This window comes from Pseudoalteromonas sp. QJM3NY_12 (assembly GCF_056173165.1).
In genome coordinates this window covers 16871-31792 of the sequence record NZ_CM149661.1, presented here as the reverse complement: position 1 = coordinate 31792, position 14922 = coordinate 16871, and the positions used below count along the sequence as shown (strand labels likewise).

Here is a 14922-nt window from a genome sequence, read left to right as displayed (position 1 = left end):
TTATCCTCCAGCGCTTAATTTAATATAGCCGTCTAATACTCGCTCAATTTGATCGTCTAACTCTAAATCAAGCAATCGCGCTTGTACTTTATCAATTGGCCACTGCACTCGACGCATAATATCGTCCACACTGGTCACCTCAAACCCAATACTATTAAGTACCTCGCAATCTGAGGTTACAGCATCAGTTAACTCTTTACAGTTTAGACCAGAAGGGTATGAAAAGTTCATCTCATCAAGGATATCTGCGACGTTCTCAACCAGCTTAGCACCTTGTTTAATTAAAAAGTGGCTAGCTTGTGCAAGCGGATTTTTAATTGAACCGGGTACCGCAAAAACTTCTTTATTTTGTTCAAGCGCGTAACGTACCGTAATTAATGAGCCGCTTTTAATTTCGGCTTCAACAATTAAAACGCCTAAAGAGAGCCCTGAAATAATACGATTGCGCCGTGGGAAGTTGTGCGCATTGGCAGCCGTACCAGGCAAAAACTCACTAACCAATAAGCCTGTTGCTAATACTTGCTCTGTGAGTAACTTATGGCGTTTAGGATAGTAAATATCAACGCCTGTCCCTAGCACTGCAATGGTTTTGCCATTTCCTGACAGTGCCCCTTTATGGGCAGCACCGTCAATACCTCGCGCCATACCTGAGGTTACTGTTATGCCAGCAAGGGTTAACTGGTGTGCAAACTCAGCAGCAATTTCAAGCCCTGTAGTCGTTGCGTTTCGACTGCCAACAATGGCTATTTGCGGCGAAGCCAGCAAGCTGATATCCCCTTTACAAAAAAGTAATAGTGGCGCACTGGCTATTTGTTTTAGCTGTTCTGGGTAGGTGGTATCAAAAATACTAATAACAACAATGTTTTGTTGGCTGATCAACTGCTCATAATGTGCAACTTGCTGCCAGTTAATGTTAAGTAAGTTGCTAGCTTGGTGAGCCGTTAAACCAATGTTTACTAGCTCAGCGTGTGATAAAGAAAACAGCGATGCTAAACTGTATTGTTGAGACAGGGCTAAGAGCGTTTTAATCCCTAGCCCTTTGCATAAGTAAAAGGCAAGCCAATGATTTAGCTTGCCACACGATTGTTCCATGTTCCCTCCTAGAACACCGACTCGCTACTTAATGAATAACTGCTAAATCTCCAATGCGAATTGGGTGCTGATTTTTAGTGATCAGCGCATAACTAACTTTGTCATACACTTTAAAAATAATCATTTCACCAACTTTTTCAGCTGGCATTTTCCACGTTATGCTGTCTTCATCAGTTTCTGAGCCGAATAATTCGCTAGTAGCCGATACCAATTTTTCTAAACGACTTGAATCTTCGGTATAGCGCGGACCTCGAGCACCATCAATTACTTTAGGTGATTGGCGTTCAATATCAAGTACATGGCCCACTTCAACTTGTTGCTCAGAGCCTAAGTTTAGCACCACCACATCCATCGTGCTAAATTCTCTCACTTCACGAGGAGATGCAATTACATGGCCCTGCAGCGGCTGGGTAGGACGATGCATATTAAAATACACTGGCAGCATCTGCCCTTCCATGGCGGGTAATAAAAAGTCACCTTGTTTAATTTCACGTTTTACTGATTCAACCCTGACTGAGGCAGGTTCGCCATTGGCGGCATCACCAGCTCTAAAGGCCCGGGCCATACCTACATAAGATGCTCTACTCGCTAGTTCTTCACCTGTTTTAGGATCGGTGTAAGGCGCTCCTTCATGGTAAATAGCATAAGCCTGATGGCGCTTTAAATTACCTTTAACATATAGAATATGATCAATAGTTTGAGTTTTAGTATTTTCGTTTGCACCTAAAATATAGGGTTTTTCTTTTACCAAATCGCTGTTTATCGCTTGTTCAAATGACAAATACGGTTTAATCAGCGCAAGCGGTAATGTAGTGATAGCGTCTTTCCCTTTAGGAGTAATACGCCCTATAGGTGATAGCTTTCTATACGCTTTATTAATTACTAAACGCGGATTACCGTCTGTATCGTAAATTAATGCTAACGCATCGCCCGGGTAAATAAGATGAGGATTGCCTATTTGCGGATTCATTTGCCATAACTCAGGCCACAGCCACGGCTCGTTTAAATATATCGCTGAGATATCCCAAAGCGTGTCACCTTTTTTTACAACGTACTGTTTAGGCGCGTCTTTTTTTATAGTTAGTACATCTGCTAGCACAGGAAAAGTAGCACTTAATGCAAGTATAATTGCAATGAATGGAGATTTCATTGAGCTTCCTCATAGTGTTTTTTCATTATTATTAATCAAAACCTGTTAAAGGGGAACGTGAATGGCTAAAATAAGAACATACGATACCCTAAATTTAAGCATAAGTGTAAAAGGTAACTATGGCTAGGTTAGAAGTTTTAAGATTTCCAGATGAACGTTTACGTACAATCGCAAAAGAAGTAACTGTTGTTGACGACCAAGTACGTGAAATCGTCAAAGATATGCTAGAAACTATGTACGACGAAAATGGTATTGGACTTGCTGCTACGCAAGTTGATATTCACCAACGTATTGTGGTGATCGATGTATCAGAAGAACGCGATGAACCACTGGTACTTATCAATCCACAAATTATCAAAAAAGATGGCTCTACCGTGAGTGAAGAAGGCTGTTTGTCAGTTCCTCATTCGTATGCAAAAGTTGACCGTGCAGAGACTGTTACCGTGGCTGCACTCAACGAAGAAGGTAAAGAGTTTGTTCTTGATGCCGACGAATTATTAGCGATTTGTATTCAGCATGAGCTTGATCACCTTCAAGGTAAATTATTTATTGATTATTTATCTCCATTAAAGCGCCAACGCATCCGTAAAAAGCTTGAAAAAGAAGCGAAGTTTGCAGCGCAATAATAAGCACCTTAGTAAATAATTAGGAAACTCAGTGACACAACCATTACGCATTATATTTGCCGGTACGCCGGACTTTGCTGCACGCCACCTGCAAGCACTCATCAATAGTGAACACCAAATTGTGGGCGTTTACAGTCAACCAGATCGTCCAGCGGGTCGCGGAAAAAAACTAAAAGCCAGTGAAGTAAAAGCGCTTGCACTAGAACATGAGCTACCTGTTTTTCAGCCGCAATCTCTCAAAACAGATGAGGCACTTGAAGAATTAAACAGCCTCAATGCCGATATTATGATTGTAGTTGCCTACGGTTTAATTTTACCTAAAGCCATTTTAGATGCCCCGCGTTTAGGGTGTTTAAATGTGCATGGCTCTATTTTACCGCGCTGGCGTGGTGCCGCGCCTATTCAACGTGCTATTTGGGCAGGCGATCAGCAAACCGGTGTAACGATAATGCAAATGGATGAAGGGCTAGATACCGGCGATATGCTGCATATTAGCCGCTGCCCTATTGATAATACTGAAACCAGTGTCAGCTTATACACTAAGCTTGCTGAACTCGGGCCTGATGCATTAATCGATACCATAAATCGTTTAGCCAACGGGGAAATAACGCCTGAACCACAAAACGATACCGATGCCAATTACGCTAAAAAACTCTCAAAAGACGAAGCCAACATTGATTGGTCTATGGATGCCGAGCAAATCGAGCGCAACATTCGTGCCTTTAACCCATGGCCAGTATGCTTTACCCAAATGAGTGGTAATACGGTAAAAATATACCAAGCAAATGTGGTTGAACAATCAGGCACAGCTGGCACTGTCTTAGCAAGTGATAAAAACGGTATCGTTGTGGCTTGTGGTAAACACGCTTTATCTATTGGCGAATTACAACCACAAGGCAAAAAGCCAATGGCAATTAATGATTTTTTAAACGGTCGTAGCGATTGGGTCACACCCGGCACTGTATTAGGCGAAAATAATGAGTAATGTAAGCAATGTCAGAGCGCTAGCCGCTGAAACTTTATATAACGTGGTTGATAAAGGAGCATCGCTTAATCAAGAACTTCCTTTCGCTAGCCAAGGCCTATCACCTAAAGATAAAGCTTTACTGCAGCAAATTTGCTACGGAGTATTACGTTACTTACCTAGCCTAGAAAATTATTGCCAGCATCTAGTCGAGCAACCGCTTAAAGGCAAACGTCGTATTTTCCAGTTTTTATTGTATGTGGGCATTTACCAACTACAACACATGCGTGTACCGCCGCATGCAGCAATTAGCGAAACGGTTAATGCGTTACAACAATTGCGTGCTCTTGGCTTAAAAGGGCTTATTAACGCCATTTTACGAAGCTTTCAGCGTCAGCAAGTTGAGCTTGAAGAAAAAGCCAAACAAATTCCGGTATGTTTATACAACCACCCAAATTGGTTTATAAAGCAAGTAAAAGAAGCCTATCCAGATCACTGGGAAGACATTCTAGAAGCAAACCAACAGCAAGCGCCAATGTGGCTGCGAGTGAATCAATCGCAGTTTAGCACCCAAGAATATAGCGAAATGCTAACCGCTAACGATATTGAACATACTCTAAACCCTGATTTTATTGATGGCATTAAACTAAGCAAACCACGCGATGTGTTTTCACTTCCTGAGTTTGATACCGGTGCTTGTTCAGTACAAGATGCGGCAGCGCAGCTTGCAGCTCGCTACCTAGACCCACAAAATGGTGATGCAATACTTGATGCCTGTGCAGCGCCTGGTGGTAAAACCTGCCATATTTTAGAGCTTGCCGATGCAGATGTACTCGCGCTTGATAGCGATGCCACACGATTAGAACGTGTTAAACAAAACTTAGAACGAATTGGTTTGGGCGCCGACTTACAATGTGGTGATGCATCGCAACCTCACACTTGGTGGGATGAAGAGCAGTTTGATCGTATTTTGTTAGATGTACCCTGCTCTGCAACGGGCGTAATTCGTCGTCATCCAGATATAAAATGGCTACGTCGCGCATCCGACATTAACGACTTATCGACCCTACAAGGCGATATACTCGATAGCATTTGGCCATTGTTAAAACCAGGTGGCACATTAGTGTATGCAACTTGTTCGGTACTTCCTCAAGAAAACCAACAACAAGTTGCTAAGTTTTTAGCTAATAACGACGATGTGGAGCATATTCCTCTGCACAGCGAAGACACAAAAACCACACCAGGCTTACAGCTGTTACCAGGTGAAAGTGACGGTTTTTACTACGCTAAATTAGTTAAAAAAGCCTAGTATTGCAACGCAACACATTTAACTACCTCGCTTTGAGGTAGTTATTATTTTGATGTAATTAGTATTAATAATACGGGTACATAATGAAAATAATCATACTCGGTGCTGGACAAGTTGGCGGCACACTCGCAGAAAACTTAGTGGGTGAACAAAACGAAATAACCGTAGTTGATATCGACGGTAACCGCTTGCGTGAACTGCAAGATAAATACGATTTACAAGGTGTTGCAGGCCACGGCGCCCACCCTGACGTGTTGAGTCGCGCAGGAGCTGAAGATGCCGATATGATTATCGCCGTAACCAGCTCAGATGAAGTAAACATGGTGGCATGCCAAGTTGCTTACAGTATTTTTAATACGCCAACCAAAATTGCCCGCATTCGCTCTGAGCAATATTTAAAATACCGCGAAAAACTCTTTCATAATGATGATTTACCTGTCGATCATTACATAGCCCCAGAAGCACTCGTTACTAAATATATTCGCCGTTTGATAGATTACCCTGGTGCATTACAGGTACTACAATTTGCCGACGGCATGCTCTCTTTAGTGGCTGTAAAAGCCTACTATGGCGGTTTATTGGTAGGCTATGCCCTATCTACACTTAAGCAACATATTCCTAATGTAGAAACCCGAGTAGCCGCTATTTACCGTCAAGGCAAGGCAATAAAACCGCAGGGTACCACCGTAATAGAAGCCGACGATGAAGTATTTTTTATTGCCGCCACCAAACATATTCGTGCGGTAATGAACGAGCTACAAAAACTGGAACGCTCGTACAAAAAAATTATGATAGCCGGTGGCGGTAATATTGGTGCAGGCCTAGCCCGTTCACTGGAAAGAAACCACAGCGTTAAATTATTAGAACGCAGTAAAGAGCGCGCAGAGCAACTCTCTGAAATGCTCGACAACACCGTGGTATTTTGTGGTGATGCGTCCGATCAAGAACTGCTCTCTGAAGAACACATTGAACAAGTTGATGTTTTTATTGCCGTTACTAACGATGATGAAGTGAATATTATGTCGGCCATGCTCGCAAAACGCATGGGGGCACAAAAAACCATGGTGCTTATTCAACGAGGTGCTTACGTTGATTTAGTACAGGGCGGCGAAATAGATATTGCTATTTCACCACAACAAGCGACTATTTCTGCGTTACTTACGCACGTGCGCCGAGGCGACATTGTAAACGTGTATTCACTGCGTAAAGGGGCTGCAGAAGCCATAGAGGCAGTTGCCCATGGTGATGAAAACACATCTAAAGTAGTGGGTCGCGCGATTGCAGATATTAAATTGCCAGCAGGTACCACAATAGGTGCAATTGTACGTAATGACGATGTACTAATTGCCCACGACGACACGATAATTCTATCAGGCGATCATGTAATTATGTTCTTAATTGATAAAAAGCACATTAACGTGGTTGAAAAGTTATTCCAAGTTAGCGCAATCTTTTTATAAGTAACCCCTCCTTTTTATTCACAACGTGCTTGTAAGTAAAAAGGATAATGCTTAAATCTAAATGAAAATCATTATCAAAAGCATTTACTAATAAAGAAAAATCCATTAGTCTCTTCTTGCTCGATTATCAAGCAGCGACATCTACTGATGTGAAAAGTTAATTTCACGTTTTTAAATAAAAATGGATTTCAAATGATACACCTACTCTCAAAGAAAAATTCTCCCGTAACTCATTACACTCTGGTTGGTCTTTTATTTTCAGCAGTTTCAACTCAAACGCTCGCCCACACTAGCAAAGATATCGAAAGGTTAACCGTTATTGGAGAGCAAGCGAACGGCTATAAAGTTAATTCCATGAGCTCTGCAACAGGTCTTGAGCTATCACATTTGCAAACACCGCAATCAACGATAGCGATAACAAGCGATTTTATGGCAGACCAACAACTAAACACCGCAATTGAAGCTATAACCAGTGTAACAGGCATAAATGCTCGAGAAGCAGATAATGGCAAGTTTTCTATTTCAGCCCGAGGTATTAGTGTCACCAGCATACTTTATGATGGCATAGCAACCACCTATGACACCCGCTTTAATTATGGAGATAACCTAACCGATACCGCAATTTATGATCGTATCGAAATAGTTAGAGGAGCAACGGGGCTAATGCTGGGCGCAGGTAACCCTTCGGCAGCAATTAATTTGATACGTAAACGTCCAACTGCAAACACTCAAATAAATCTTACTGCTTCATTAGGCTCATGGGACAACTACCGTGCGATGGTGGATGTGTCGGGAAGCATAAATAATAGCGAAAGTATAAGAGGACGGGCTGTTGTTGCTTATCAAGATAGACACTCATATCAAGATCGCTTCTCGCAAACCAGTCAAACATTGTATGGCATTATTGAGGCAGATCTTTCTAACAGTACTTTATTGACTCTTGCTGTTGATAATCAATCGACAACTCCTAAAGGAACAATGTCAGGCGGTTTGCCTATTTTTTATAGTGATGGCTCCCGCACTGCTTATGACAGAGGTGCTTCAACGGCTCAAGATTGGGCCTCTTCTCGAACCGATGCACTTAATGCGTTTATTCGTCTAGAGCATTACTTTAACGCTAACTGGCAGCTAACCGCTAATTATGTCTATGGTGATAACGACCTAGACTATGATGTGTTTTGGGTAAAAGGAGAGCCCGATCCTATAAACAACACAGGAATGAAACCCGGTTCTATAAACTATATTGATGCAAACAGAACGCAGGATACCTATGAGGTCGAACTCAATGGTCGGTTTAATTGGCTGGGCCAAAGTCACCAACTGCTATTTGGTTATAATACCCAAGAGCAACAGTTTTCTACCCCTTATTATGCTAGTGAACAAAGTGACTATATTATCGGCGATTTCACTGACTCTAGTTATAGCATTGCAAAACCAAATTGGCAGTCAGAAGCGGCTTACGGCTCTTATGGCACAACTAAACAAGATGCACTTTATGTTGCTGCACAACTAAATATAACCGATGCCTTGTCTTTAATTGTTGGAAGCCGGTTAAATCAATGGCAAACCAATCAAGATAATTTTGGTCGCATGCATGATTATAAAATAAGTGATGAACTAACTAATTATTTTGGGGCAACTTATGAACTGACACAGAGTTGGGCTTTGTATGCTAATTACACTGATATTTTTACACCACAAAGTCGAGTTGATAAAAATGGACATTATTTAAGCCCTATTGAAGGTAAGAATTATGAACTTGGCATAAAAGCTTCTGTACTTGATGAACGTTTAGACATATCCCTTTCTGGATTTAAAATTTATCAAGATAATGTAGGCGAGTACACGGGAGATACCATTGCAGAAACACTTCAGGCCATCTACAAGCCCATTGACGGCACATTAACTCAGGGCTACGAGCTAGAAATCAACGGAAAATTAACCGACAACTGGAACGCTTATTTTGGCTATACCCATAGTAAAGGCGAAAAACCGGATAATACGGTATTAAATACCACCAACCCAAAAGATCAATTTAAACTTTTTACTAGCTATCAACTCTCAGGTGCATTAGACAATCTAAAAGTGGGTGGTGGCTATCGCTGGCAAAGCAATAGCTATGATGAAGTTAACAACCCTGTTTATGGTGCTGTTGAGGTAAACCAGCCTAGTTATGGTATTGCCAGCCTAATGGCGAATTATCAAATGAATGAGCAATTATCTGTTAGCCTAAATATCGATAACTTATTTGATAAGCATTATTACAGTCAAATTGGGTTCTATAACCAATATCGTTATGGCAAGCCAAGAAGCTTCTCTCTCCAACTTAAATATAGTCTCTAACAAGCACAAAAAAGCCGCTGACTATTAAGCGGCTTTAGTGGAGTATGATGGGGTAATACTTATTGTACTCTTGCAAACTCTTCTTTAGAAAGTTCACCATTTCCGTCAGTATCTAAGTCATCAAAAATATTCATGAGTTGTTTATTAGACGCAGCTTCCTGCTGACTAATTACACCGTCGCCATTGCTATCAAAAGAGGCAAAGTCTACTGCTGCGTATGCCGCTGATGATGATGCTAATACTAAAATCGCAAGTGTGGTATTTAATGCTTTCATAATAAGTCTCCTTAAAGAGGGAAATCCTTTTCTGAGATCCCTGTGCAATGAAAAAAGTTAAAAATTAAAAGTTTGCAAACTCAGCTTTAGAAAGCTCACCATTACCGTCAGTATCAAGCTCAGTAAATGCGGCCGTTAAATCAGCATTTACAGCAGCTTCGCTTTGACTAATAACCCCATTACCGTCGGCATCAATTGTGTCAAAGTCGCTAGCGGCAAAGGCTGCTGATGAAGAAGCTAGCGCGATAAGTGCGAATGTTTTGTGTAATGTTTTCATAATTTAATCCTTCAAAATGTAATGCTTTGTGCTATTGGAAATATCAGGCTATAACCGTCCTTGTCATTCTTTTTCATAGGCTCCCTTGCCTACTTAGGTTGTCTTTGGCAACTCAGAATATACCCAGCTTTAGCTTATGCTTTAGAAAATTCTGCTTTTGATAGCTCACCATTTTGGTCAGTATCAAGCTCTGAAAACATGCTCATTAGTTTTGCATCAACTGATGCTTCACTTTGGCTAATAGCGCCGTTACCGTCAGTATCAAGTGTGTCAAAATCGCTGGCAGCAAAAGCTGCTGATGAAGAAGCCAATGCGATAAGTGCGAATGTTTTGTGTAATGTTTTCATAATGAGTATTCCTTAAAATCGTTTAAATAATGTGGGAGATTTAGCTCCCAAAGTTTAATAACTTAGGGTTATGCTTTAGAGAACTCTTCTTTTGATAGCTCATCGTTTTGGTCAGTATCAAGCTCTGAAAATAGGCTCATTAGTTTTGCATCAACTGATGCTTCGCTTTGACTGATCGCGCCGTTGCCGTCAACGTCTAGCGTATCAAAATCGCTTGCTGCAAAAGCAGCTGATGAAGAAGCCAATGCGATAAGTGCTAAAGTTTTATTAATGCTTTTCATAATCAATCTTCCTTCAAAGTTTATGTTTTATGCGATTAAGTGTTTTACTTCAAATCACGTTTCGTTCAATACAACCTGACTATTACAACTTCGATGCCAACAATGAAAAGCATTTTATTTTCAATGGGTTAACCTTAAAATAGCTTTAAGTAGCATTATTTCACTCGTTATTTTGTTGCTCTTTAGCAACAGCGAACAAAGCGATAAAATTAAAGTCTTAAAAAACAATGGGTTGGTTTTTATAAAAACACCACACGATCAGTGAAAAACCACTAACAAAGCGAGTTAATTAAACAAAAAGGAAGGTTAGTTGAGATTTATTTTGTTATAAATAAAAAACTATAATTAAAAAATAGATTTAAGTTACTGTTTTTAAATAGTTTAAAAATAAATTTAAGATGACGTTGAAAATTTACAGCCGCACAAGGCTATTTGTTGCAAAATGACGAAATCACGTGAGTATGCTGAGCTTATAATAGAAGCTTGTTCAACTTGATATGCCCCTAAACTATTTCAACTTCAAGCGCACTAGGGTCAATAAAGTGATCTCCCATTAACGCTTTCATTTGCTCTTCACTGGCAAATAATCGAATCCCACAACAGATACCGCTAGCATGTTTTTTTACACTGCATATTTGCCCCTCATGCTTAGTATCACCATCAAATACAACCGTACAGCGCATGTCTTTTAACTCATCGAGTTCTTGGGTGGTTTTAATATCGAACATAACACCGGTGAGCGAAATGTCTTTTATAACCCCTTCAAAGGGAGGCTGCTCATCGGTTAATGTTAACTTAGCAGGAAACAAGGTGGGTATGCGTGCTTGTGAGCGAAGCGCAAACAACTGTACTTGTGAAGGGTATTGAATAAACAACAATTTAGCAGGGTGAGAGGCAACAGACATAAGTTGCTGACGAAAAGCAATAATGTGCCCACCACTGCCCTCTATAAGCGCCCTTACCACCACCATAACACCATCACGCAGGAAATCACTTGCCATGGGGAGTCGCTTAGCGCTGGGATAGTTTAAAATAATAAATTTGTTTTCTAATAAACCAATAAACTCCGTTTTTACACGTCGGCTACTGGTTGGCGTGAGTATTTCTACATCGACTATGCCACCTGTGACGATTTGGTTTAACTTTTCCAAATTGGTTTTTTGCATAGTTCCTTCCTAATATTTAAAACCTTATCCACGCCAAAATGTTGGGGTAAATAGCACTAATAATGTAAATATCTCTAACCGGCCGAATACCATAGCGACTGTTAATATCCATTTAGCGGCATCACTAATAGCACCATAATGAGAGGCTACGTCACCCAAACCTGGGCCCAAGTTATTAAGGCATGCTGCCGTCGCAGAGAATGCGGTAATGTTGTCTAACCCTGTGCCCATTAACGCTAACATTATAATAATAAAGACTAGTGCATAAGCTGAGAAAAAGCCCCATACCGCTTCAACTACTTTGTCAGGTAAGGCTTTACGACCGAGTTTTATTGAATATATTGCTCGAGGATGAACCAAGCGGTTAAGCTCGCGCACCCCTTGCAAGTACAACAAAAACACACGAACAACTTTCATACCACCACCGGTAGAACCCGCACAGCCGCCAATAAAGCTAGAAAAAATAAGTAAAATAGGTAAAAACAACGGCCAAGCTGAAAAATTATCTGTGGCAAACCCTGCAGTACTACTAATAGACACCGCTTGAAACAACGCCTGATCGAGGGTTTCATCACCATTTGCATAAACATCGTGAGACGAAAGCACAGTAAAGCAAATTACCACCAGCGCTAACTGAATACACAAGAATACTTTAAACTCAGGGTCGCGAATGTACACACTAATATTACGGCTCGCTACAGCGGCATAATGTAGTGAAAAGTTAATAGCGGCTATAATTAAAAAGAACACACAAATAAAGTTAATTACAGGGCTATCAAAGTGCCCCATTGACGCGTCATAAGTAGAAAAACCACCAATAGCAACTGTAGAAAAGGCATGGCATATAGCGTCAAACCAGTTCATCCCTGCGCTCCAATACGCCAAAGTACACGCAAGAGTAATAGATACGTAAATATACCAGAGGTGCTTAGCTGTATCGGCAATACGCGGGGTCATTTTGGAGTCTTTTACTGGGCCAGGAATTTCAGCTCGGTACAACTGCATACCACCGACGCCAAGCATTGGCAGTATGGCTACTGCTAATACAATGATCCCCATCCCACCAAACCACTGTAATTGCTGGCGATAAAATAATACCGATTTAGGCAAGTATTCTATGCCAGTTAATACGGTCGCCCCTGTGGTAGTTAAGCCTGAGAAAGCTTCAAACACTGCATCGGCCAAAGAGAGGTTGGGTTCTTGTAAAAATATCAGCGGCAATGACGCAAACGCCCCTAGTACCAACCAAAACAAAACCACAATTAAGAAGCCTTCGCGTGCTTTTAAATCACCATGCTCATGCCTATTTGGATAGTAAGCCATTAAGCCAATAATAACGCTAAATATAAAGGCTAAAACAAACGGTACCCCTCCGCCATCTTTATAAATTAAAGACACGAGTGCTGGTGGCACCATTGTAATACTAAATAGCGCGACCAGTTGGCCAAGAATTTTTATGATGGTACGAAATTGCATTGAGCGTATCGCTTTTTTATTAGTAAATTAAAATAACTACTGTATGACTCGAAAATTTAATCTGTAGTGATTAAATAGGATGGATGTAAGACTATTACTCTTTGATTGTTAACTCAACTGCGCCGTGACTTAAATCAAAAATATCTTTGCATGCTTGCTGTGCTTGGCGGCTATCAATAGTAATACTCCACTCAATATTTGCCGTAAACTGCTTTTCAATATTAAGTACCTGAAAGTTGGTTTTTAAGTGCTGTTCTATTGCGCCTTGCATACTGTATTCACTAAAGCCAACCAGCTCAATGCTGGGTACTTTTACCACTGTTTGTAATTTTGCTAAGGCATTATTAAGTGAGCCACCATAAGCACGAACTAATCCACCGGTACCAAGCTTTATACCACCAAAATATCGTGTTACCACAGCAGTTACTTCACCTAGACCAGAGCCCACCAGCACGTTGAGCATAGGTTTACCGGCGGTGCCATTTGGCTCTCCATCGTCAGAAAAACCATAAACATGGCTTCCACCAGGATTACCCGCAACATGCGCCCAACAATTATGGCGTGCATCACTGTATTTTTCTTCAATGTTTTTAATAAAGGCTTTCGCAGAGTTTAAATCAGGCGTGTGGCCTATATGCACAATAAAGGTACTTTTTTTAATTTCTTCTTGATGAAAAACATCGTCGGCTGGGTATTTATATTCTGACATAGCGCTTACTTGGCTGTTAAATTAAAAATGGGGCCAACAGGCCCCTTTCGTGAATAATATAAACTGTTATTAGTTAAATATTAGTCGAGTAATAAATCACGCGTCATATTTTCTAGGCTGTCTTCGTGAACAATAATATTATCTTCAATACGAATGCCGCCAAATGGTTTAAACGCTTCTACTTTTTCCCAGTTAATAAACTGCTTGTTGTCTGTTTGTGCTAAATCACCCAACAAAGAGTCGATAAAGTACAAACCTGGCTCAATAGTAAACACTTGGTTTTTCTCAATTAAGCGAGTGCAGCGTAAAAATGGATGACCCTCTGGTGGTGCCTGATGTGCACCGGTTTCATCACGCATAAAGCCACCTACATCATGTACCTGTGCACCTAAATGATGCCCTAAGCCATGAGGAAAGAAGGTTGAGGTAATTTGACGCTCAACAATTTCAGCTGCAGGTAACTTAACAATATCAAAGTCACTTAGTAACTGTGCAATGCGGTTATGGCAGTCAATGTGTAGCTCGCCATACAGTACACCTGGTTTTAAGCTTTTGCCTAACTCAATCTGATGCGCCGTCATTGCTTTAACTAGATCAGCAAACTCACCTTGCTTTTTAAAGTCGTAGGTACGGGTAATATCTGCAGCGTAACCATTAAAGTTAGCGCCCGCATCAATTAAAAATGAGTTATGTGTTTGCGGTGCTTTTGGCTCAAAATGGGTGTAGTGCAAAATAGCGCAGTTTTCGTTAAGGGCCACAATGTTGCCATATGGCATTTCATTTTCGCTTTGACGCGTTGCCATTAAGTACGCCTGCTGAATATCAAACTCGCTACCACCATTAAAAAACGCATCACGCGCCGCTTTGTGGCCATCTACTGCAATACGGTTCGCATTACGTAAACATTCAAGTTCATATTGCGTTTTATAAGCACGGTGATAATGAATATAGTTAAGTACTGGCTCAGGATTCATGATGCTAAAACCAAGTGCTTGGGCTACTTCTAGGTATTCACCAATGTAGGCAAATTTAGCTTTATCGTAAGGAAGTAGTTTTTCAACCTGATCAGGCTTTAGTAGCAATTCAATATCGAAGTACTCTGCCCAAAAATCTCTTGGTTCATCAGGTACTTTATGCCAAAAATCAATTGGACGATAAAAAATAAGCTTTGGCTTATCGCTACCATTTACCACAATCCAGCAATGCGGATTATCAATAACCGGTAACCACGCTTTAAAATGGGGGTTAACTTTAAACGGGTAATACATATCATCTAAAAATTGGCGCTTAGCTTGGCCTGAATGAATGACTAATCCTTCTAACCCTTCTTGCTCACAAATAGTACGTGTACGCTGCTGCAATGTTGCAATATGTTCGGCGTATAATACGGCTAATTTTTCCATAATAAACCTATCTGTTAAATTTAACTTGCTCTGAGTCTACCACT

The 14922-nt window shown here is 40.8% G+C and carries 15 protein-coding genes; 5 read left to right on the top strand and 10 right to left on the bottom strand.

Going from position 1 to position 14922, the window contains the following annotated elements; all coding sequences use genetic code 11:
- On the bottom strand, positions 1-1092 hold the full coding sequence (dprA, locus tag AC0VZ5_RS00135; protein WP_475473668.1) for a DNA-processing protein DprA: 1092 nt from the start codon (positions 1090-1092) through the stop codon (positions 1-3).
- 28 nt (positions 1093-1120) lie between these two features.
- Entirely contained in the window at positions 1121-2242 is a 1122-nt protein-coding gene (locus AC0VZ5_RS00130) for a LysM peptidoglycan-binding domain-containing protein (protein ID WP_138609094.1), read from the bottom strand.
- Between the two features lie 119 nt (positions 2243-2361).
- Here AC0VZ5_RS00130 and def point away from each other — a divergent pair, with 119 nt between their 5' ends.
- The 5 genes from def (at position 2362) to AC0VZ5_RS00105 (ending at position 8944) form a co-directional block, all read left to right on the top strand.
- Positions 2362-2868, top strand: coding sequence for a peptide deformylase (gene def, locus AC0VZ5_RS00125; RefSeq protein ID WP_138609096.1), 507 nt, complete (start codon positions 2362-2364; stop codon positions 2866-2868).
- Positions 2869-2899: 31 nt separating this feature from the next.
- Positions 2900-3853 carry a methionyl-tRNA formyltransferase gene (fmt, locus tag AC0VZ5_RS00120; RefSeq protein WP_138609098.1) on the top strand — a complete coding sequence of 318 codons (954 nt, stop codon included), beginning with the start codon at positions 2900-2902 and terminating at the stop codon, positions 3851-3853.
- Positions 3846-5141 (top strand): 16S rRNA (cytosine(967)-C(5))-methyltransferase RsmB, encoded by a 1296-nt coding sequence (gene rsmB / locus AC0VZ5_RS00115; RefSeq protein ID WP_010392746.1) that lies wholly within the window; start codon positions 3846-3848, stop codon positions 5139-5141. The genes fmt and rsmB overlap by 8 nt, the downstream gene beginning before the upstream one ends.
- An 83-nt stretch (positions 5142-5224) precedes the next feature.
- A complete protein-coding gene (gene trkA / locus AC0VZ5_RS00110; protein ID WP_054202928.1) occupies positions 5225-6601 on the top strand; it encodes a Trk system potassium transporter TrkA in 1377 nt (458 codons plus the stop codon).
- 192 nt (positions 6602-6793) lie between these two features.
- Positions 6794-8944 (top strand): TonB-dependent siderophore receptor, encoded by a 2151-nt coding sequence (locus tag AC0VZ5_RS00105; protein WP_475473664.1) that lies wholly within the window; start codon positions 6794-6796, stop codon positions 8942-8944.
- 59 nt (positions 8945-9003) lie between these two features.
- Here AC0VZ5_RS00105 and AC0VZ5_RS00100 read toward each other — a convergent pair whose 3' ends face one another.
- From AC0VZ5_RS00100 to pepQ, 8 genes are all read right to left on the bottom strand, one after another.
- Positions 9004-9219, bottom strand: coding sequence for an EF-hand domain-containing protein (locus AC0VZ5_RS00100; protein ID WP_010392739.1), 216 nt, complete (start codon positions 9217-9219; stop codon positions 9004-9006).
- A 64-nt stretch (positions 9220-9283) separates the two neighbouring features.
- Positions 9284-9496: an EF-hand domain-containing protein gene (locus tag AC0VZ5_RS00095; RefSeq protein ID WP_036980747.1), complete on the bottom strand. Its 213-nt coding sequence runs from the start codon at positions 9494-9496 to the stop codon at positions 9284-9286.
- A gap of 134 nt (positions 9497-9630) precedes the next feature.
- Positions 9631-9843 (bottom strand): EF-hand domain-containing protein, encoded by a 213-nt coding sequence (locus AC0VZ5_RS00090; protein ID WP_008112939.1) that lies wholly within the window; start codon positions 9841-9843, stop codon positions 9631-9633.
- 68 nt (positions 9844-9911) lie between these two features.
- Positions 9912-10124 (bottom strand): EF-hand domain-containing protein, encoded by a 213-nt coding sequence (locus AC0VZ5_RS00085; protein WP_178954451.1) that lies wholly within the window; start codon positions 10122-10124, stop codon positions 9912-9914.
- Between the two features lie 503 nt (positions 10125-10627).
- Entirely contained in the window at positions 10628-11290 is a 663-nt protein-coding gene (locus tag AC0VZ5_RS00080) for a flagellar brake domain-containing protein (protein WP_178954449.1), read from the bottom strand.
- A 24-nt stretch (positions 11291-11314) separates the two neighbouring features.
- Positions 11315-12766, bottom strand: coding sequence for a TrkH family potassium uptake protein (locus AC0VZ5_RS00075; protein ID WP_008467072.1), 1452 nt, complete (start codon positions 12764-12766; stop codon positions 11315-11317).
- A gap of 94 nt (positions 12767-12860) precedes the next feature.
- On the bottom strand, positions 12861-13475 hold the full coding sequence (locus AC0VZ5_RS00070; protein ID WP_076920146.1) for a YigZ family protein: 615 nt from the start codon (positions 13473-13475) through the stop codon (positions 12861-12863).
- A gap of 80 nt (positions 13476-13555) precedes the next feature.
- Positions 13556-14878, bottom strand: coding sequence for a Xaa-Pro dipeptidase (gene pepQ / locus AC0VZ5_RS00065; RefSeq protein ID WP_010392729.1), 1323 nt, complete (start codon positions 14876-14878; stop codon positions 13556-13558).
- Between the last annotated feature and the right edge of the window lie 44 nt (positions 14879-14922).

Coding starts and splice junctions, on each gene's coding strand:
- dprA (WP_475473668.1), bottom strand. CDS start 1,092: ATGGAACAATCGTGTGGCAAGCTAAATCATTGGCTTGCCTTTTACTTA.
- AC0VZ5_RS00130 (WP_138609094.1), bottom strand. CDS start 2,242: ATGAAATCTCCATTCATTGCAATTATACTTGCATTAAGTGCTACTTTT.
- def (WP_138609096.1), top strand. CDS start 2,362: ATGGCTAGGTTAGAAGTTTTAAGATTTCCAGATGAACGTTTACGTACA.
- rsmB (WP_010392746.1), top strand. CDS start 3,846: ATGAGTAATGTAAGCAATGTCAGAGCGCTAGCCGCTGAAACTTTATAT.
- trkA (WP_054202928.1), top strand. CDS start 5,225: ATGAAAATAATCATACTCGGTGCTGGACAAGTTGGCGGCACACTCGCA.
- AC0VZ5_RS00105 (WP_475473664.1), top strand. CDS start 6,794: ATGATACACCTACTCTCAAAGAAAAATTCTCCCGTAACTCATTACACT.
- AC0VZ5_RS00100 (WP_010392739.1), bottom strand. CDS start 9,219: ATGAAAGCATTAAATACCACACTTGCGATTTTAGTATTAGCATCATCA.
- AC0VZ5_RS00095 (WP_036980747.1), bottom strand. CDS start 9,496: ATGAAAACATTACACAAAACATTCGCACTTATCGCGCTAGCTTCTTCA.
- AC0VZ5_RS00090 (WP_008112939.1), bottom strand. CDS start 9,843: ATGAAAACATTACACAAAACATTCGCACTTATCGCATTGGCTTCTTCA.
- AC0VZ5_RS00085 (WP_178954451.1), bottom strand. CDS start 10,124: ATGAAAAGCATTAATAAAACTTTAGCACTTATCGCATTGGCTTCTTCA.
- AC0VZ5_RS00080 (WP_178954449.1), bottom strand. CDS start 11,290: ATGCAAAAAACCAATTTGGAAAAGTTAAACCAAATCGTCACAGGTGGC.
- AC0VZ5_RS00075 (WP_008467072.1), bottom strand. CDS start 12,766: ATGCAATTTCGTACCATCATAAAAATTCTTGGCCAACTGGTCGCGCTA.
- AC0VZ5_RS00070 (WP_076920146.1), bottom strand. CDS start 13,475: ATGTCAGAATATAAATACCCAGCCGACGATGTTTTTCATCAAGAAGAA.
- pepQ (WP_010392729.1), bottom strand. CDS start 14,878: ATGGAAAAATTAGCCGTATTATACGCCGAACATATTGCAACATTGCAG.